Source organism: Pseudomonas fluorescens group sp. PF-1, assembly GCF_054481335.1.
The window spans coordinates 2,251,200-2,269,266 of the sequence record NZ_JBTMNG010000001.1; the positions used below are offsets into that span (position 1 = coordinate 2,251,200).

The 18,067-nt window shown below is 61.3% G+C and carries 21 protein-coding genes; 9 read left to right on the forward strand and 12 right to left on the reverse strand.

Going from position 1 to position 18,067, the window contains the following annotated elements:
- Nucleotides 1-2 precede the first annotated feature (2 nt).
- Nucleotides 3-134, reverse strand: coding sequence for a hypothetical protein (locus tag ACX3YD_RS10730; RefSeq protein WP_458959911.1), 132 nt, complete (start codon nt 132-134; stop codon nt 3-5).
- A gap of 293 nt (nt 135-427) precedes the next feature.
- On the opposite strand from ACX3YD_RS10730, the gene ACX3YD_RS10735 reads away from it, so the two are divergent.
- Together ACX3YD_RS10735 and cobF are read left to right on the forward strand one after the other, a co-directional pair.
- On the forward strand, nt 428-1,003 hold the full coding sequence (locus tag ACX3YD_RS10735) for a histidine phosphatase family protein (RefSeq protein ID WP_103405457.1): 576 nt from the start codon (nt 428-430) through the stop codon (nt 1,001-1,003).
- Nucleotides 1,000-1,755, forward strand: coding sequence for a precorrin-6A synthase (deacetylating) (gene cobF / locus ACX3YD_RS10740; protein WP_458959912.1), 756 nt, complete (start codon nt 1,000-1,002; stop codon nt 1,753-1,755). Before ACX3YD_RS10735 ends, cobF begins: the two co-directional genes overlap by 4 nt.
- A 54-nt stretch (nt 1,756-1,809) precedes the next feature.
- Here the strand turns inward: cobF and ftrA are convergent, their stop codons facing one another.
- Nucleotides 1,810-2,784 carry a transcriptional regulator FtrA gene (gene ftrA, locus ACX3YD_RS10745; protein WP_103405455.1) on the reverse strand — a complete coding sequence of 325 codons (975 nt, stop codon included), beginning with the start codon at nt 2,782-2,784 and terminating at the stop codon, nt 1,810-1,812.
- 101 nt (nt 2,785-2,885) lie between these two features.
- Between ftrA and ACX3YD_RS10750 the strand changes: the two genes are divergently transcribed.
- On the forward strand, nt 2,886-3,320 hold the full coding sequence (locus ACX3YD_RS10750) for a rhodanese-like domain-containing protein (RefSeq protein WP_047530586.1): 435 nt from the start codon (nt 2,886-2,888) through the stop codon (nt 3,318-3,320).
- A 98-nt stretch (nt 3,321-3,418) separates the two neighbouring features.
- Here the strand turns inward: ACX3YD_RS10750 and ACX3YD_RS10755 are convergent, their stop codons facing one another.
- Nucleotides 3,419-4,063 carry a type 1 glutamine amidotransferase gene (locus ACX3YD_RS10755; RefSeq protein ID WP_103405481.1) on the reverse strand — a complete coding sequence of 215 codons (645 nt, stop codon included), beginning with the start codon at nt 4,061-4,063 and terminating at the stop codon, nt 3,419-3,421.
- Between the two features lie 320 nt (nt 4,064-4,383).
- Here ACX3YD_RS10755 and ACX3YD_RS10760 point away from each other — a divergent pair, with 320 nt between their 5' ends.
- From ACX3YD_RS10760 to ACX3YD_RS10770, 3 genes are all read left to right on the forward strand, one after another.
- A complete protein-coding gene (locus ACX3YD_RS10760) occupies nt 4,384-5,163 on the forward strand; it encodes an ABC transporter substrate-binding protein (RefSeq protein ID WP_047530580.1) in 780 nt (259 codons plus the stop codon).
- Between the two features lie 137 nt (nt 5,164-5,300).
- On the forward strand, nt 5,301-6,413 hold the full coding sequence (locus ACX3YD_RS10765; protein ID WP_458959913.1) for a succinylglutamate desuccinylase/aspartoacylase family protein: 1,113 nt from the start codon (nt 5,301-5,303) through the stop codon (nt 6,411-6,413).
- Between the two features lie 147 nt (nt 6,414-6,560).
- Entirely contained in the window at nt 6,561-7,277 is a 717-nt protein-coding gene (locus ACX3YD_RS10770; RefSeq protein WP_103405453.1) for an alpha/beta hydrolase, read from the forward strand.
- 3 nt (nt 7,278-7,280) lie between these two features.
- Here the strand turns inward: ACX3YD_RS10770 and ACX3YD_RS10775 are convergent, their stop codons facing one another.
- From ACX3YD_RS10775 to ACX3YD_RS10790, 4 genes are all read right to left on the reverse strand, one after another.
- Nucleotides 7,281-7,853: a DcrB/PsbP domain-containing protein gene (locus tag ACX3YD_RS10775; RefSeq protein WP_103405452.1), complete on the reverse strand. Its 573-nt coding sequence runs from the start codon at nt 7,851-7,853 to the stop codon at nt 7,281-7,283.
- A 233-nt stretch (nt 7,854-8,086) separates the two neighbouring features.
- A complete protein-coding gene (locus ACX3YD_RS10780; RefSeq protein WP_458959914.1) occupies nt 8,087-8,413 on the reverse strand; it encodes a putative quinol monooxygenase in 327 nt (108 codons plus the stop codon).
- A gap of 27 nt (nt 8,414-8,440) precedes the next feature.
- Nucleotides 8,441-9,115 carry a glutathione S-transferase family protein gene (locus ACX3YD_RS10785; protein ID WP_458959915.1) on the reverse strand — a complete coding sequence of 225 codons (675 nt, stop codon included), beginning with the start codon at nt 9,113-9,115 and terminating at the stop codon, nt 8,441-8,443.
- Nucleotides 9,116-9,247: 132 nt separating this feature from the next.
- A complete protein-coding gene (locus ACX3YD_RS10790) occupies nt 9,248-10,042 on the reverse strand; it encodes a hypothetical protein (protein WP_458959916.1) in 795 nt (264 codons plus the stop codon).
- 254 nt (nt 10,043-10,296) lie between these two features.
- On the opposite strand from ACX3YD_RS10790, the gene ACX3YD_RS10795 reads away from it, so the two are divergent.
- A complete protein-coding gene (locus ACX3YD_RS10795) occupies nt 10,297-11,616 on the forward strand; it encodes an Nramp family divalent metal transporter (RefSeq protein ID WP_103405447.1) in 1,320 nt (439 codons plus the stop codon).
- A gap of 58 nt (nt 11,617-11,674) precedes the next feature.
- Here ACX3YD_RS10795 and ACX3YD_RS10800 read toward each other — a convergent pair whose 3' ends face one another.
- Entirely contained in the window at nt 11,675-12,577 is a 903-nt protein-coding gene (locus tag ACX3YD_RS10800) for a LysR substrate-binding domain-containing protein (RefSeq protein ID WP_458959917.1), read from the reverse strand.
- A 114-nt stretch (nt 12,578-12,691) separates the two neighbouring features.
- Here ACX3YD_RS10800 and ACX3YD_RS10805 point away from each other — a divergent pair, with 114 nt between their 5' ends.
- A complete protein-coding gene (locus ACX3YD_RS10805; protein ID WP_103405445.1) occupies nt 12,692-13,294 on the forward strand; it encodes an NADPH-dependent F420 reductase in 603 nt (200 codons plus the stop codon).
- 99 nt (nt 13,295-13,393) lie between these two features.
- Here ACX3YD_RS10805 and ACX3YD_RS10810 read toward each other — a convergent pair whose 3' ends face one another.
- From ACX3YD_RS10810 to ACX3YD_RS10820, 3 genes are read right to left on the reverse strand one after another with little or no spacing between them, the layout of a single operon-like run.
- Entirely contained in the window at nt 13,394-14,575 is a 1,182-nt protein-coding gene (locus ACX3YD_RS10810) for an acetyl-CoA C-acetyltransferase (protein WP_458959918.1), read from the reverse strand.
- Nucleotides 14,576-14,586: 11 nt separating this feature from the next.
- Nucleotides 14,587-15,252 (reverse strand): CoA transferase subunit B, encoded by a 666-nt coding sequence (locus ACX3YD_RS10815; RefSeq protein WP_047530552.1) that lies wholly within the window; start codon nt 15,250-15,252, stop codon nt 14,587-14,589.
- A gap of 36 nt (nt 15,253-15,288) precedes the next feature.
- Nucleotides 15,289-15,987, reverse strand: a complete 699-nt coding sequence (locus ACX3YD_RS10820) for a CoA transferase subunit A (protein WP_090462978.1) — start codon at nt 15,985-15,987, stop codon at nt 15,289-15,291.
- Nucleotides 15,988-16,162: 175 nt separating this feature from the next.
- On the opposite strand from ACX3YD_RS10820, the gene ACX3YD_RS10825 reads away from it, so the two are divergent.
- On the forward strand, nt 16,163-17,065 hold the full coding sequence (locus ACX3YD_RS10825; protein ID WP_047530549.1) for a LysR family transcriptional regulator: 903 nt from the start codon (nt 16,163-16,165) through the stop codon (nt 17,063-17,065).
- A 124-nt stretch (nt 17,066-17,189) separates the two neighbouring features.
- Here ACX3YD_RS10825 and ACX3YD_RS10830 read toward each other — a convergent pair whose 3' ends face one another.
- Nucleotides 17,190-18,035 (reverse strand): NAD-dependent protein deacetylase, encoded by an 846-nt coding sequence (locus ACX3YD_RS10830; RefSeq protein WP_458959919.1) that lies wholly within the window; start codon nt 18,033-18,035, stop codon nt 17,190-17,192.
- Between the last annotated feature and the right edge of the window lie 32 nt (nt 18,036-18,067).

The following is an 18,067-nucleotide window of genomic DNA, read 5'->3' on the forward strand; positions in this document are numbered from 1 at the left end:
TGCTATTGCGGATTGACCGCGCGCGGTATCAGGTCTGCGTCATTGCAGAGGCCGGGACTGATCGGGTGGCGCGTGGCTGTGGACGGTGAACTGTCCAGACGGGAGTCAATGATCGGGTCGTTAAATGAGGGCATCCGGGCTCCTGCTGGATGGGGGCGATAATCCGTTGAAACCAGTATTTAATTAAGGCGCACGGCCTGTCTAGTTAATTTTGCTGCGGTTTTTCAACGCCGAAAATTGAGCGAAATGCCTGTACGCCGATGGCGACGGGGATGACGGCCAGGCGTGTAGGGCATTGCCTATAAACAGATCGAAGACAGCTTTTGTTGTCAGACGAAAGGCCCCTTCGACCACCTTTCTTGCGTCACAATTGCGCGACCACCGGCAAGTCGCCGTACCTCACTTTCTATCGACAGAGTAATCCTTCGTGCAGGCGACCCGTTTGACCCTGATATGCCACGCTCGAACCGTCGCACAAAAATTGGCGAGGTTTCCTACGGATGAACCTCTGGAGATGGATTGGCAATCGGCGCGGGGTTCCCGTCGTGCTCAATTCAAAAATGCTCCACGGCTGTTGTGCGGCCCGGAACTGCGTACACGGCAGACCGCCGAACTGTTCGGCAGCCACGCTGAGGTGGTCGCGGCATTGCGCGATTGCGATGTCGGGCGCTGGAGCGGTCAGCGCATCAATGACCTGCAAAAATCCGAAGCGCAATGGCTACAGTCCTGGCTCGCCGACCCGGCTTCGGCGCCCCACGGTGGCGAGTCGGTGATCCAGGTGACTGAGCGGGTGGGCGCCTGGCTGACGACATTGCAGGCGACACCGGGACATGTGGTGGCGGTGACGCATCCGTTTGTCATCCGCGCCGCGCTGACGTACGTGCTGCACGGTTCGGCATTCAATCTGATTGATGTCGAGCCGCTGTCGAGCGTCGAACTCCGGTTCCAGGGTTGCTGGCGATTGCGCTTGGCGGGCGCTGAGCCCGAGGAACGATGCGGATGAAAAAATTACTGGTCATCGGCATCGGTGCCGGCAACCCCGACTACATTACGATTCAGGCAGTGAAGGCGCTGAACAAGGTCGACGTGTTTTTCCTGATGGACAAGGGCCAGAGCAAGGACACGCTGATCGACCTGCGCCGTGACATCTGCGAACGCTACATCACCGATCGCCAATATCGCTTCGTCGAAGCCCGCAGCCCTGAGCGCGAGCGCGGGGATGTGGACTACAAGATCAGTGTCGACGACCTGAACCTGGCCAGGCAGCGGACCTTCGAGAGGCTGATCAATGAGGAAATGTCCGACGACCAGTGCGGTGGTTTCCTGGTTTGGGGTGACCCGGCGCTGTATGACAGCACCCTGCGCATCTTGCAGGCGATTCTGGCGTCAGGCGCCTGTGCCTTCGAATTCGAGGTGATCCCGGGCATCACCAGCGTTCAGGCGTTGGCGGCGCAGCACAAGGTGACGCTCAATCAAATTGGCGGCTCGATTGAAATCACCACCGGCCGGCGCCTCGCCGCCGGTCAGGTGAGCGATGCCGACAGCCTGGTGGTGATGCTCGATGCCCAGGATGCCTATCATCAGGTAGCGGATCGGGAGACCGACATTTACTGGGGGGCCTACCTGGGGACGCCGGATGAAATCCTGATCAGCGGCAAGCTCAAGGATGTGGCGGATGAGATCGAGCGGGTGCGCAAGGCGGCCCGACTGGCCCATGGCTGGATCATGGACACCTATCTTTTGCGCAAGCCTTGAGGATTTTCCTGTCTGTTCGGGCGGCGTTCTGACGATGGAGCCCACAAGGCCACCTCAAGAAAGGGCCTTGACCCCACGCCCAAACCGCTCCCGATACACCGACGGCGGTACACCGACCACGCTGCGAAACGCCACCCGGAAGCTCTCCACCGAACGATAACCACAGCGCAGGGCAACCTGCTCGGTGTTTTGATCGGTGCTTTCCAGCAGTTCGCGGGCGCGGCCCAGGCGTTCATGTTGCAGCCAGGCCTTGGGTGACTGGCCGCTGGCTTCGCTGAAGCGGCGCAGGAAGGTCCGCTCGCTCATGGCCGCTTCGCTGGCCAGGTCACGTACTTCCAGCGGCTCATGCAAACGCTCCCGTGCCCACTGCATGACGCGGGAAAGATCACTGCGCGGCGCGGGACTGACCGGTGTCGGAATGAATTGCGCCTGGCCACCGGTGCGTTGCGGCGACATCACCAGCCGCCGTGCCACCGAATTGGCCACTTGTGTGCCGAAATCCCGAGCCACCAGATGCAGGCACGCGTCGATGCCGGCAGCGCTGCCCGCCGAGGTAATCAACTGGCCTGAATCGACATACAACACATCGGGGTCCACCAGAATGTTCGGAAAGCGTTGCGCCAGCTCCGTGGTGTAGCGCCAGTGTGTGGTCGCACGGTGACCATCGAGCAACCCGGTGGCGGCCAGCACGAACACCCCGGAACAGATCGACAGCAACCGTGCGCCCCGGGCATGGGCCTGGCGCAGCGCGGCGAGCAGTGCCTCGGGCACCGCTGCCTGGCGATCGCGCCAGCCGGGAATGATGATGGTCCGGGCCTGTTCGAGCAGTTCCAGGCCGCCATCGGCCAGCACCTGGATGCCACCCATGGCGCGCATCGGTCCTTGATCGACAGCGGCGACGCAGTGCTCGTACCAAGGGAAATCGAACTCCGGCCGCGCCAGGCCGAAGATCTCGACGGCGATGCCGAACTCGAACGTACAGAGGCCGTCGTAGGCCAGAATGGCGACCGATCCTGGGGTAGGCTGCATTTGGCGTAAAATTCCCGGTGAGTGTCTTGTGCGCCACTTTAGCCGCAATGGGCAGGCGGATAAAGTGTGTTCACACCCAACGACATTTAGGAGTACTGCCCATGACCAGCCTGGTTCGCGAAATTCCCGCCGCCCCCTCGGCCATTGCCCTGATGCACTTCAGCAATCGCCTGACGTTCGAAACCGATTGCTCCGACGTCCATGGCAGTCAGGCCGCTGGCGAAGTTGATTTCATTCTGTTGGACGTGCGCGGCCCGCTGGCCTTCGAACGTGGGCATGTACCGGGGGCGATCAATGTTCCGCGGCGATTGCTCAGCGCTGAAGGCCTGGCGGCTTACCCGAAAAACACCCTGTTCGTGGTCTATTGCGCCGGCCCTCACTGCAATGGCGCGAACAAGGCAGCGGTGAAACTGGCGGCGCTGGGTTATCCGGTCAAAGAGATGATCGGTGGCGTGACAGGGTGGCTGGATGAAGGATTTAAATTGAGCGTCGCGGTGCAACCTCCAGCCACAGCGCCCATTGGATGTGAATGCTGAACAACGGTGGCGAGGGAGCTTGTTCCCGCTGGGCCGCGAAACGGCCCCACATCAGTCGACTCAATGCTCTTGACGATCGCGTACCCAGGTTTACAGGTTCAGCGTGTGCCTGACGACGCGTCCCGCCACCCATCCAGCGTCGCCTGCAACCACTCGAACACGGTTGCATGGGCGGCGCTGTCCTGCTGACCCCGCGGCAATGGCGATTCATCCGCAAAATGCTCATTCAGAACAGCCACCGATTCGGCGTTCCACTCCGGATGAAACTGCAGGCCCACCCGAGTCGGCCCGGCGCGGTACATCTGTTGTTCGCACTGCATGCTGCTGGCCAGCAGTTGCGCATTCGGTGGCAGGTCGATGGCGTCTTCGTGCCACTCCAGCACCTGCAGCGACTGGCCATCGACAAAAGTCACGGGCGTCCATCCGGTTTCCATTCTGTCCATCCGCCGCACATTCCCGCCCAGACTCAGTGCCAGTAACTGCGCCCCCAGGCAAATCGCAAACACCGCTGCGCCTTGATCCAGGCTGGCCGCCAGCCACTGACGTTCGGTTTCCAGCCATTCTGGCCCGGCGTTGGCCTCATGAGGCCCACCCAACAGAATCACGGGGGCTGCACTCACGGGCGGCAACTGGCCGAGGTCGGCGCGAAATACGTTCAGGGTCAAACCACGGGATTCGGCCCACAGGGCAATAGCGCCGGGACCTTCAGCAGGATGGTGCTGGATCAGATTCAAGGACGGCATCACGCATCTCTTCAGGGGCAGGTAGGCGGTCAATGTGCCGCAAAAAGTGCCCGGTCGCCAGCGCGATTCTTGGGTCGGAAAATAGCTGAATTCTTGTAAGTTTTTTTTCGATTGGGCGGATTGTCTGACAGCCTTTGCACCGCGATGGCGCACACCCCATTGGCCTTTATTCCTGCGGCCACTTTTATGTAAGTATTTGTCGCTTAAACACCATTTGCCCTCCTGAAGCCACTCTAGACTGCCGACCACTTCGGTCTTTACCAGCCACAAGCTACCGACCGAAAGCTGCCAATAAAAGCCTCCGCACACAGGAGTTATAAATGAAGAAGCTAGTGATGTTCGGTGCCCTGGCACTGTCGATGCTGTCCCTGACCGCCGTGGCCGAAGACGCCAAGCCGATCCGTATCGGTATCGAAGCCGGTTACCCACCGTTCTCGATGAAAACCCCTGACGGCAAACTGACCGGTTTTGACGTGGACATCGGCGACGCCCTGTGCGAGCAGATGAAAGTGAAGTGCACGTGGGTCGAGCAAGAGTTCGACGGCCTGATCCCGGCACTGAAGGTCAAGAAAATCGACGCCATCCTGTCGTCCATGACCATCACCGACGACCGCAAGAAGAACGTCGATTTCACCATCAAGTACTACCACACCCCGGCGCGCTTCGTGATGAAGGAAGGCTCCGATGTGAAGGACCCGCTGACCGAACTCAAAGGCAAGAAAGTCGGTGTGCTGCGCGCCAGTACCCATGACCGCTTCGCCACTGAAGTGCTGCAACCGGCCGGCATTGTCCTGGTGCGTTACGGCTCCCAGCAGGAAGCCAACCTAGACATGGTCTCGGGACGCGTTGATGCGCTGCTGGCCGACTCGGTCAACCTGGACGACGGTTTCCTGAAAACCGACGCCGGTAAAGGTTTCGCGTTCGTAGGCCCTGAGTACAACGATCCGAAATATTTCGGTGGCGGCGCTGGCATTGCCGTGCGCAAAGGCGATAAGGAACTGGCGGACAAGTTCAACACCGCTATCACCGAAATCCGCGCCAACGGCAAGTACAAGCAAGTGCAGGACAAGTACTTCAAGTTTGACGTTTACGGCGAGTAATCGAACCGTGCAAAAAGGTGGCAACCGTTGACGCGGTTGCCATTTTTTATGATTTGCAATCAGGCCGCGATCCCTTGTGGGAGCGAGCTTGCTCGCTCCCACAAGGGATCTTGGTGCCGCTGACATCGGAGCGCCCCATGCAACGCATCAATCACACTCTGCCCTGGAGCCATCTGGGAACCGAACGCACCCTCAGCGTGTTCCGTTATGGCGCGGGCACTCGCAAGGTCTACATCCAGGCCAGCCTGCACGCCGACGAGTTACCCGGCATGCGTACCGCCTGGGAACTGAAAAAGCGCCTGGCCGAGCTGGAAAACCAGGGCCGGTTGCAGGGTGTGATCGAACTGGTACCGGTGGCCAACCCCATTGGGCTGGATCAGCATCTGCAAGGCAGCCACATGGGCCGCTTCGAACTGGGCAGCGGCAAGAACTTCAACCGCTCGTTCGTCGAACTCAGCGCACCGGTGGCGCAGTTGATCGGTGATCGCCTGGGCAGCGATGCCGAGGCCAATATCGCGCTGATTCGCCAAACCATGGGCCAAGTGCTCGACGGTCTGCCGAGCCCGGCTTCGCAGCTGGAAGCCATGCATCGCCTGTTGCTGCGCCACGCTTGCGACGCGGATATCACCCTCGACCTGCATTGCGACTTCGAGGCGGCAATCCACATTTACGCCCTGCCGCAACACTGGCCGCAGTGGCGATCCCTGGCTGCGCGCCTGAAGGCCGGTGTCGCGTTGCTGTGCGAAGATTCTGGCGGTAGCTCGTTCGACGAGTCTTGTTCCTCGCCATGGTTGCGTCTGGCCAGGGCGTTCCCCGAGGCGGCCATCCCACCGGCCAACCTGGCGACCACCCTGGAGCTGGGCAGCATGGGCGACACCCGCGTTGATCAGGCCCAGGCCAATTGCGAAGCCATTCTCGGCTTCCTCGCCGAACAGGGTTTCATCCAGGGCACCTGGCCAGAGGCGCCTGTCGAATGCTGCGAAGGCATGCCGTTCGAAGGCACCGAATACCTGTTCGCACCCCATCACGGCGTGGTCAGCTTCCTGCGCGATGCCGGTGAGTGGGTGGAGAAGGGCGATGCGCTGTTTGAAGTGGTCGACCCGTTGAACGACAAGGTCACCACGGTTTGTGCCGGCACCAGCGGCGTGTTGTTCGCCATCGACCGCGGCCGTTACACGCAGCCAGGCACCTGGCAGGCGAAGGTCGCCGGACGAGATCCGATCCGGGTCGGCAAGCTGATCAACGACTGAGCCGATTCGCCTGCAGGCGCTGGCTTGCCCGCAATGGGGTTGCTGAGATCGCCATCGCTGGCAAGCTAACGCCTTCGCAGGGGAGTGCGTAGCCGGGAAGAGATGTTAGGCTCTGTCCCGAATCCTGCGCACTGTGAAGGAAGGTCCATGTTGAAATTTCTTGCTCTGCTCACGTTGCTGGCGTCCGCCGCTGTCCACGCTCAAGCCCCGTTGCAAACCGATCTGCCGCTCAAGTACCTGGAGCAGGCCAACGTCGATTCCCGCGATCAACCCCTGGTAATTTTTCTCCACGGTTACGGCAGTAACGAGCAGGATCTGTTCGGCATCAAGGATGACTTGCCCGCGCAATACACCTACCTGTCGGTCCGTGCGCCGATGGTGATGGAAGAGGGCAGTTACCAGTGGTTTCGCAAGAAGGGGGAAGGTGCCTACAACGGCGAGACAGATGATCTGAAGACCAGCGCCCAATTGCTGCTGGATTTCGTCGCCCAGGCGGCGAAGAAATATCACACCGAGGCGGACAAGGTGTTTCTGGTGGGATTCAGCCAGGGCGCGATCATGTCTTACGAGGTCGCCCTGCGCCACCCCGAAGCGGTGGGCGGGATCGCGGCGTTGAGCGGACGGATTCTGCCGGTGCTCAAATCGGAGCTGCAACCGGATGAAAAACGCCAGTCGCTGGCGATTTTCATCGGGCATGGCACGGCGGATAAACGCCTGCCGTTCAGTGACGGCACCGACGCCGACAGCCTGCTCAAGAGCGCGTCACTCGAACCTGAGTTTCACGCCTACCAAGGGGTTGGCCACAACATCAGCGCCGACGAGGTGAAGGATTTGAGTGCCTGGTTGCAGCGCCTCAATCCTTGATGTTCATTTGCCGCTGACGATCTGCTTGATCAGGGTTTCGTGGGCAGCCATGTCGCCGGGACGGGAAATCACCCGGACCACGGTCATGTGACTGCCGGACGCCGCCATCAACGTCGTATTGAGGGTCTGACCACCGCCCTGGGTGGCGGTGCTGTCGACCTGGCGCAGGCCCAGTCCGGTTTTTTTCAGGGTCAGGCTTTTTTCGCTGAGTTTGTTGTAATCCGGCAGGGCCTTGCGTTGCGCGGCGTCGAAGTCGGCTGCGGTGCCGTCTAGAAACTCGCCGTCGTTGTCCTTGACCTTGACCCCTTCCGGCAGGCTGTTTTCAGCGGCGATCACCACGGTCTTGGTGGTCTCGTTGCTGTACATGGTGCCGCTCGCACCGGTGGGGCTGGTCGGCAGCGGGCTGGCGACGAAGCCTTTGGGCAGGGTGAAGGTGAACTTGCCGTCGAGCAGGGAGACTTTTTGCGCCGTCGCGGTGTCCTTGGCCGTTGCCTTGGCGGCGTACGCATTCAAGGCCCCAAGACTGGTCGCCGCTGCCAGCAACAGAACAACGGCTTTTTTACTCAACAGTGACATTCGAAATCTCCAGGGATGGACGCGCGATGGGGCGGCGATCATCCCATGGAGGTTATGGTGGGTTCCAGTACGGACTAACGGACGGTGACTGATGTACCTGTGGCGAGGGAACTTGCTTGCGTTGGTGTGGAAAGTGGTCCCTGTATTTTTCCAGCTGCAGCGCACTGGCAAGTTTTTCGACGGCTGTGCCGCCAAACGGGGGCAAAGCCCCCTCGCCATAAGGACTGATGCAGTCAATCCTCCCGACGCACCGGATAGCTTTTGATCACCTCCAGAAACTCGATCCGACGCTCCCGGGCCAGCAACTCCGGCAGCCGTTGTTCATACGCCTGACGGTAGGGCTTGTTCAGGTGGCGAGTGATGAAGTCTTCCTTGCTGCAGTTCCAGGTTTCGTAGAGCACCAGGGTGTTCGGGTCGTCCTGGAGTTGGTGCACCCAGGTGTTGACGAAATCCGGCTCGGCCGACATCTGGTGCACGACGTCCAGCAGCCGTTCTCGGGTTTCGTCGAAACGTTCCGGTTTGGCGGGCAGGTAAACGATAAACGCGACTTGATCACTCATTTCATCACCTTTGATCGTCGGAAACGGTTATTGAGCCTGGTTCTGCGGGAACAGGTTACGGCGGGTTTCTTCGTCGAATTCGGCTTTCAGCACCAGTTGCCCTTTCAGGCCGTGAGCGCGCTGGGCCGCGGGGCGGGCGCTGATTTCATCGAACAGGCGCTTGACGTTCGGGTAGGCCGCCAGGCCGTTTTCGCCAAGGATGTAAGGCGCGTAATTGGCCCAGCCCCAGAGGGCCATGTCGGCGATGCTGTAGGAGTCGCCGGCCAGGTACGGGTGATCGGCCAGACGCTGGTCGAGCACGCGGTAGTGGCGCTCGACTTCCTTGAGGTAGCGGTTTTTCGCGTAGGGCAGGTCCTCCGGTGCGTGGTGCAGGAAGTGCACGGCCTGGCCCGAGAACGGCGAGAGGCCGGTGGCGATTAACATCAGCCACGACAGCAGCTCGGCATTGCCGGCAGCGGTGGCCGGCAGGAAGCGCTGATGTTTGTGTGCCAGGTGCAGCAGGATCGCTTGCGAGTCGAATACCGTGGCGTCGCCATCGATCAGGGCCGGCACCTTGGCGTTCGGGTTGATCGCCAGGAAAGCCGGCAGGTGTTGTTCGCCCTTGAAGGTATCGACGCCGATCAATTCATAAGGCGTTTGCAGTTCTTCGAGCAGCAGGGCGACTTTCATCGGATTAGGCGAAGGGTGGAAAAAGAATTTCATGGTGTAGGCCTCAGTCAGTCGTGGGTGGTGAACTGAGGTTGATGTTGAGCGAAACCCGTTCGATTGACGTACGGGTTTTTTGCTCTACTCGTGCGAAACCATCGAACGTATCCGCTCGTTGACCTGAAGCAACTAGCGCTTGATGGCGGTACGTCCAGCGTCCGCCACCGGGTCGACGGGCCGCGCCAGCAAGCGTTTGGTCACCCCCAGCATCGCCACGGACACCGCCACTCCCAGGACGAATGCGTTCATCCCGAGTGCTGGCAATGCCAGCGTCAGGACCAGGCAAAAGGCCGAGAACGAATACATCCCGGTCGCCGTCGCGCGCAGCAGGGCAGCGGTAAACGCCGGCCCCCGGGTTTGCTGGGAAAACACCGCCATGACGCTGCCCAGCACCGGGAACACGGCGAGCAGGCCGCTCCAGCGATCACCCACGGTGCTGGCAAGCAAGGTGACCGCGAGGGTCAGCAGGGCGCCGGCGATCATGCGCAGCAGCAGTTTGTCGGACTTGGGTGCCGGGCCTGACAGGATCGGCTGTACCGACGGGAACAGGTGGGGCGCGGCCAACAGTGCCGTTGCGGCGGCGATCACCGACAGTGGCAGCGACGGCGGGATCAACGACAGCAGCACCGCCGCCGTGGCCCACACCAGCAGTGAAGTCGTTAGCGCCAGTGGCCATCCCGTGCGTTGGGCGACCTGCGCATAGGTCACACAGTAGGCGATCATCGCGAACATCGCCGACAGTGCCGCCATGGCCGATTGCGCGGCGAAGGCTTCACCTTGTTCGATGGCGAGGAAAAACAGAATCGGCCCGACCACCACCGGCAATCCCGACAACCAACCGGCCACGCTCGGCCCCCAGCGTTTACCGGCCAGGGAAATGAGCAGCAGGAATCCTGGAATGACCAGCAGTTTGAGCATCAGCACACGCACATCTCCAATTTGTTTCAGGCGGCAACGTTAGCATTGCGAACAGTGGATTGCTCTATAGCGGTTGATTTTTTGTATACAACATTTCCCTCCCTTACTGCACATCTCTGTAGAGCTGGCTTTCCAGCGAAAGCGGCAACTCCACAATCGGAAGCGAAACGCTGATCACCGCCAACCCGGCTCCCCCAGGGTTTTGCGTATACGCTGAAACGTCTAAGCTGGGCGTCTCCCACCTGTAGATGGACCCACGCGTGAAATTCAGCCTGCCCAAAGTCGGCACCGCACCGTTTTGCCCTCCGGAAGTGGCGGGCAGCGTTGCCGTCGATCCCAACGCCTCCTTTTTCAAACGTGTGCTGCGCTTTGCCGGCCCCGGTTTGCTGGTGTCCATCGGCTACATGGACCCGGGCAACTGGGCGACCGCCATCGAGGCCGGCTCGCGGTTTGGCTACAGCTTGCTGTTCGTGGTGCTGCTGGCGAGTCTGGCGGGGATGGTGGTGCAATGTTTGTGTTCGCGCCTGGGCATCGCCACCGGGCGTGATCTGGCGCAGTTGTCCCGGGAGCGCTACGGCACGCGGACGGCGCGCACGCAGTGGCTGCTGGCGGAAGTTTCGATCATCGCCACGGATCTGGCCGAAGTGCTGGGCTGTGCGTTGGCGTTCCATTTGCTGCTGGGGTGTTCGCTGACCTTCGGCATTGCCCTGACGGCGTTCGATACCTTGCTGGTACTGGCCCTGCAAAACCGCGGCTTCCGTCGTCTGGAAGCGATCATGCTGGTGCTGGTGGCCACCATCGGCGCGTGTTTCTTCGTCGAGCTGCTGTTGATCAAGCCTTACTGGCCCGACGTTGCCCGAGGTTTCACGCCTTCACTCTCCGCCATCGGCGAGGCCGCGCCGCTGTATTTGGCCATCGGTATTCTCGGGGCCACGGTGATGCCGCATAACCTCTACCTGCACACGTCGATCGTACAGACCCGGCTCATCGGCAAGGATCTGGCGAGCAAGCAGGACGCCGTGCAACTGGCGCGCATCGACACCATCGGCTCCCTGGCCCTGGCGCTGTTGGTCAACGCGGCCATCCTGATTCTCGCTGCCGCGGCGTTTCACCAGACTGGGCATACCGATGTCGTGGATATCCAGGACGCCTATCACCTGCTCGACCCTCTGGTGGGCGGGGCGTTGGCCAGCGTGCTGTTCGGCGTTGCGCTGCTGGCTTCGGGGCAGAGTTCGACCTTTACCGGCACCATTGCCGGCCAAGTGATCATGGAAGGCTTCCTCGACCTGCGGATTCCTTGCTGGCAGCGGCGTTTGATCACCCGTGGGCTGGCATTGATCCCCGCGTTCATTGGCGTGTGGCTGATGGGCGACGATGCCATCGGCAAGTTACTGGTGCTCAGTCAGGTGGTGCTGAGTCTGCAATTGCCGTTTGCCTTGTACCCGCTGATCCGGATGACCAACGATCACAGGCTCATGGGACCGTTCGTGAACCGGTTACCGACGCGGGTGCTGGCGTGGGGGTTGTTCGTGCTGATCAGCGGGGCGAACAGCTGGTTGATCCTGCAGTTTCTGGGTTGAGTGACAGCAAGCTTGTACCGCCAGTGAGCAATGGTTCTCTGGTACTGGCGATGAACCCTCACGCGCTGTCGCGGTGAAACGCCTCGACCATGAAGTCAATGAACACCCGGGTCTTGGCCGGCATCAGCGTACGGCTCGGGTAATACAGCGAAATCGCCCCCGCATCGGCATGCCAGTGCGGCAGCAAGCGCACGAGCTCGCCGCGCTGGATATGCCCCTGGACATCAGGCAGTACCAGCAGGGTGACGCCCAAGCCAAGAAGCGCCGCCTCTCGCATGGCCGCCGGGTCATTGAGCACGATGTTCTCGTTCAGGCTGGCCGTGGCTTCATGGCCGGCGTCATCTTGCATGAGCCATTGGCGAATGCGCCCGGTGCGGCTGCCGCGCATCACGATGCCATTGAGTCGAGACAACTCTGAAGGGTGGGCAGGCAAGTGCTTTCCTGCCAGGTACGCAGGGGAGGCCACGGCCACAATATCGGCTGCCACGAGTTTCCTTGAAACCACCCCCGGCGTCAGCTCGAACGCCCCGCCGATGGCCGCGTCATAGCCTTCGGCGATCAAGTCCACCTGGCGATTTTCGAAGTGCCATTCGGGGCGGATCAACGGGTAACGCGCGAGAAAGGCCGGCAGCAATGGCAACACATGACTGATGCCAAACGTCGGTGGCAGGCTCACCTTGAGCACGCCGGCGGGTTCGCCACGGTCGGTGCTCACGGCGCTGATCGCCGTTTGCAATGCCTCCAGATTGCCGCCGATGCTGGCCAGAAAGCTTTCCCCGGCTTCCGTCAGGGACAATTTGCGTGTCGAGCGCTGGAACAGGCGCACACCAATGTTGCGTTCGAGTATTGCCACATTGCGGCTGACCGCAGCAGGCGTCAGTGCGAGCAACCGCGCGGCCGCGGAAAAACTCCCCGTTTCGGCGCTGCGCACAAAGGATTCAAGGTTGGCGAGGGTTTCCATGGATCGACACCTGATAACAAAGCTTGAAGATCATTCAAGTTATTACCGGCTAATCAAGCGCTAATGGCAAGCGCAGTATTCACTCCAACCACAACCCCCTCGGAGTGAAAAACCATGAGCACCATCGGAATCATCGGCGCCGGCGCAATCGGCGCAGCGTTTGCCAGGGCACTGTCGCGTCAAGGCATCGAACTGGTCATCGCCAACAGTCGCGGTCCTGAAAGCCTGGCGTCACTGGTGGCAGAACTCGGGCCGACCGCTCGCGCCGGCACCCGTGAAGAGGCGGCCGCACAGCCTGTCGTGCTGGTGGCGGTGAACTGGTCGAAGTTGCCGACCGCTCTGGCGGGTCTGCCGGCGTTTGATGGGCGGATCGTGATCGATGCCAACAACTCGATTGAGGCGCCATCGTTTAAGGCGGTGGATCTGCAAGGCCGTATGTCCAGCGAAGTGTTCGCCGAGTGGGTGCCCGGTGCGCGGGTGGTCAAGGCCTTCAACCACCTGGCGGCGGGGTTGCTCGAGCGTGATCCGGCAGCGGAGGGTGGACGGCGCGTGCTGTTTGTCTCGGGTGACGATGCCGACGCCAAGGCGCAGGTGGTGGACTTGATCGAGCGAGTGGGGTTCTTCGGGATCGATCTGGGGACGCTGAGTGTCGGGGCCAGGCTGGCACAGTTTCCGGGCGGACCTTTGCCGATTTTGAACCTGGTCAGATTTGCCTGAAACCCAGGCAAAAAGAACCCGGTGTGACCTGCGTCACACCGGGCGTTTTACCAGGCTACGGCGGTTCTTCGTGGGTCCCCGTGCAGCCTGTTGAACGCGTTAGGCGCGCTCGAGCGCCAGTGCCACGCCCTGACCACCACCGATGCACAGGGTGGCGAGGCCTTTCTTGGCGTCACGCTTGATCATTTCATGCAACAGCGTCACCAGTACCCGGCAACCCGACGCACCGATCGGGTGGCCCAGGGCGATGGCACCGCCGTTGACGTTGACCTTGTTCAAGTCCCATTCCAGGTCCTTGGCCACAGCCAGCGATTGTGCGGCGAAGGCTTCGTTGGCTTCGATCAGGTCCAGTTGATCGATGGACCAACCGGCCTTGTCCAGGCAACGACGGGTGGCCGACACCGGGCCGATGCCCATGATCGCCGGGTCCACGCCAGCGTTGGCGTAGGCCGCGATTTTCGCCAGTACCGGCAGGCCCAAGGCCTTGGCCTTCTCGGCGCTCATCAGGATCACCGCGGCGGCGCCGTCGTTGAGCGACGAAGCGTTACCGGCAGTCACCGAGCCGTCCTTTTTGAAGGCTGGCTTGAGTTTGCCCAGGGATTCGGCGGTGGTGCCGGCCCGTGGTTGCTCATCGGTGGCGAAGGACAGGGGATCGCCCTTGCGCTGGGGAATCAGGATCGGCGTGATCTCATCGACAAAACGCCCGCCTTCGATGGCGGCGGTGGCTTTTTGCTGCGAGGCGGCGGCGAATGCATCCTGCTGCTCGCGGGTCAGGCTGTACTTCTCGGCCAGGTTTTCGGCGGTGATGCCCATGTGGTAATCGTTGAACGCGTCCCACAGGCCGTCGCTGATCATGGTGTCGACGAGTTGCGCGTTACCCATACGCAGACCGGTGCGGGCGCCGGGCATGACGTAGTTGGACAGGCTCATGTTTTCCTGGCCGCCAGCGATGATCACGTCGGCGTCGCCGCAACGGATGGCCTGGGCGCCCAGGTGCAGGGCCTTGAGGCCGGATCCGCAGACCTTGTTCAGGGTCATGGCAGGCACGGCGAAGGGCAGGCCGGCCTTGATCGACGCCTGGCGCGCAGGGTTTTGCCCGGCACCGGCGGTCAGCACCTGGCCCATGATCACTTCATCGACTTGGGCAGGGTCCAGGCCGGTTTGCGCCAGCAACTGACGGATGACCGCCGCGCCCAGGTCAACGGCGGATACGTTCGCCAGGGAGCCCTGGAAACTGCCGATGGCGGTGCGTGTGGCGGCAACAATGACGACTTCTTGCATGGAATGATTCCTCACTGGTCAGCGAACTGCATTTCCGGAACGTGGTCCGGCACGATCAGTTTGCCGGCGGTTTTGGCAACGATCTCTTCAACGCTGACGCCGGGTGCGCGTTCCTTGAGATGGAAGGCGCCGTCCTGGATTTCCAGGTAGGCCAGGTCGGTCAGCACGCGCTTGATGCAGCCCGCGCCGGTCAGCGGCAGGCTGCATTGGGACAACAGCTTGGACTCACCGTCCTTGGACGCGTGAGTCATGATAACGATGATGTTTTCCGCGCCCGCCACCAGGTCCATGGCGCCGCCCATGCCCTTGACCAGCTTGCCGGGAATCATCCAGGAGGCGATGTTGCCTTGTACGTCGACTTCGAAGGCGCCCAGCACGGTCAGGTCGACATGGCCACCGCGGATCATCGCGAAGGACTCGGCCGAGGAAAAGATCGAAGCGCCGATACGGGCGGTCACGGTTTGTTTGCCGGCATTGATCATGTCGGCGTCGATGGTTTCTTCAGTAGGAAAAGGACCCATGCCGAGCAGGCCGTTTTCCGACTGCAGCATGACTTCCATGCCTTCGGGGATGTAGTTGGCGACCAGGGTCGGAATGCCGATGCCCAGGTTCACGTAGAAGCCGTCCTGCATTTCGCGGGCGACGCGTTGAGCCATTTGTTCGCGGGAAAGTGCCATTGTTGTTATTCCTTCATTCGGTCCGGGGGCAGGGGATCACTTACGCACGGTGCGCTGTTCGATGCGCTTCTCGAACGTGCCGCAAATGATCCGGTCGACGTAGATGCCAGGGGTGTGGATCTGCGACGGCTCCAGTTCGCCGGGTTCGACGATTTCCTCGACTTCGACCACGGTGATCTTGCCGGCGGTGGCGGCCAGCGGGTTGAAGTTCTGGGCGGTGTGGCGGTAGACCACGTTACCGAAATGGTCGGCTTTCCAGCCTTTGACGATGGCGAAGTCGCCGGTGATGGATTCTTCCATCAGGTACTTGCGGCCATGGAATTCGCGCACTTCCTTGCCTTCGGCAACCGGGGTGCCGACGCCGGTGGCGGTGAAGAACGCCGGGATGCCGGCGCCGCCTGCGCGCATTTTTTCGGCGAGGGTGCCTTGGGGGGTCAGGATGACTTCGATTTCGCCTTTGAGCAGTTGCTCTTCGAACAGCTTGTTTTCGCCGACGTAGGAGGCCACGACTTTGCTGATCTGGCGGTCGGTCAACAATACGCCGAGCCCGAAGCCGTCGACGCCGCAGTTGTTGGAGACCACGGTGAGGTCGCGTGTGCCCTTGCGTTTGATCTCGGCGATCAGGTTTTCCGGGATCCCGCACAGGCCGAAGCCGCCGGCGATCACCGTCATGCCGTCTTCAAGACCTGCCAGAGCTTCCTCGTAGGAACTCACGCGCTTGTCGAAACCTGCCATATGCACCTCTTTTATTCTTTATGGGCGGCTGGCTAGCCGTATGGGGTTGAGTGTCACGCTGCAAGATTGATTTGTTAAGTTGTTTTTTTGGCTGTATTAATTGATAAAACTCATCAAATTGCTGCTTTCGATCTTGCAGCTTAGAGCTCGTAGCTTACAACTGGAGCAACGAACATTGACCATCAAGCAGATCCGCGCCTTCCTGGCGGTGGCCCAGAGTCTGAGTTTCGCCGTGGCCTGCGAGCGCTTGCACCTGTCTCAGTCGGCCCTGAGCCTGACCATCAAGGCGCTGGAGGAGAGCCTGGGCGGGCGATTGTTCACCCGCAATACGCGCAATGTCGCATTGACCGCCGAGGGTGAATCGCTGGTGCCGCTGGCGCGCCGCCTGATTGCCGATTGGGACAATGCCGAAGATGAATTGCGCCAGCGCTTCACCCTCCAGCGCGGGCGCGTGACCCTCGCGGCCATGCCGTCGTTCGCCGGCAACCTGCTGCCACCGATCCTCAAGACCTTTCGCGCGCGCTACCCGAAAGTCAACGTCACGGTGAACGACGTGATCAACGAGCAAGTGCTGGAAATGGTCCGTGACCGCCAGGTGGAGCTGGGGGTGGCGTTCGAACCGACCCAGAATTCGTCGCTGCATTTCACGCCGTTGTACGTTGACCGCTTTGTGGCGGTCGTGCCCCTTGACTCGCCGCTGGCCACGCGGGATGACATCGACTGGCAGACCTTGCTCAAGGAACCGTTCATTACCTTGCAGCGCCCCTCGACGGTGCGGGTAATGCTGGAGGAACACTTGCAGGCGCGGGGCATGAAATTGCCGGTGGAGTTTGAAAGCCATCAGTTGTCCACGGTCGGACGGATGGTCGCCAGCGGACTGGGCGTGAGCGCGGTGCCGGCCTTGTGCGCCGGGCAGATGCGCGAACTGGGCGCGCGGTGCATCACCTTGCGCGACCCGGTGGTTGAGCGGGCGCTAGGGGTATTGACGTTGCCGGGGGGAGAGCTGTCGGCGGCGGCGCAGGCGTTGTTTGATGTGCTTAAAGAAGAAAGTCTGAGTCGGCAGGCAGTAGGACATTGATCACCCATCTTGTAGGAGCGAGCCTGCTCGCGATGGCCGTCAACGATGACGCGGGCTATCTGGATGCCCGCGGTGTCCTGGCGTCCATCGCGAGCAGGCTCGCTCCTACAGGGATTGGGTGGCATCAGTGGTGGGTGAGGCGCTGTGCCAATAAGGGCAACAACTGCTCGCAGGACATCTCTATCTTCAAGTCCAGCAGGTCGTCGGCCCGCGTCTTGCCCAGGTTGATCGCCAGCAATGGCTTGCCCTGATCCACCACCGCGCGGCACAGGCGAAATGCCGAATAGGCCATCAACGACGAGCCGACGACCAATAGCCCGGCCGCCTTTTCCACCGCAGCCATCGCTTTGGCGGCGGTTTCCTGCGCGACGTTTTCGCCAAAGAACACCACGTCCGGTTTCATCCGTTCACCGGCGCAATAGGGGCAACGGGGTACTTGAAAGCGGGATTCGAAGGCGGCGTCCAGCAAGGTGTCGCCGTCCGGCGCCTGCACCGCATCAACGCCTGCCAGATAGGGGTTCTGTGATTCCATCTGTTGCTGGATCGAATCCCGTTCGCTGCGTTTGGCGCAGTCCAGGCACAGCACCCGGTGCAGGCTGCCGTGCAGTTCGATCACATCATGACTGCCGGCCTGGTCGTGCAGGGTATCGACATTCTGGGTGATCAGGCCGCTGATCTGCCGGGTACTCTGCAAGCGCGCCAGGGTGTCGTGAGCCACGTTCGGCCGGGCCTGGCGCACCCGTGGCCAGCCGAGCATCGCCCGCGCCCAGTAACGTCGGCGGGACTCGGGCGCGGAGAGAAATTCCTGATACATCATCGGCTGCCGGCCACGCCGGACGCCTTGATTGTCGCGATAGTCCGGAATGCCCGACGGGGTGCTGATCCCGGCACCGGTCAGAACCACGTACGGTTGATCGTCCATGAGCTGCTGGAGCCGGTCGAGTTGTTCGAGGGTCAGGCTGTCGAGCATGTCGGGAAACCTGTAGGAGCGAGCTTGCTCGC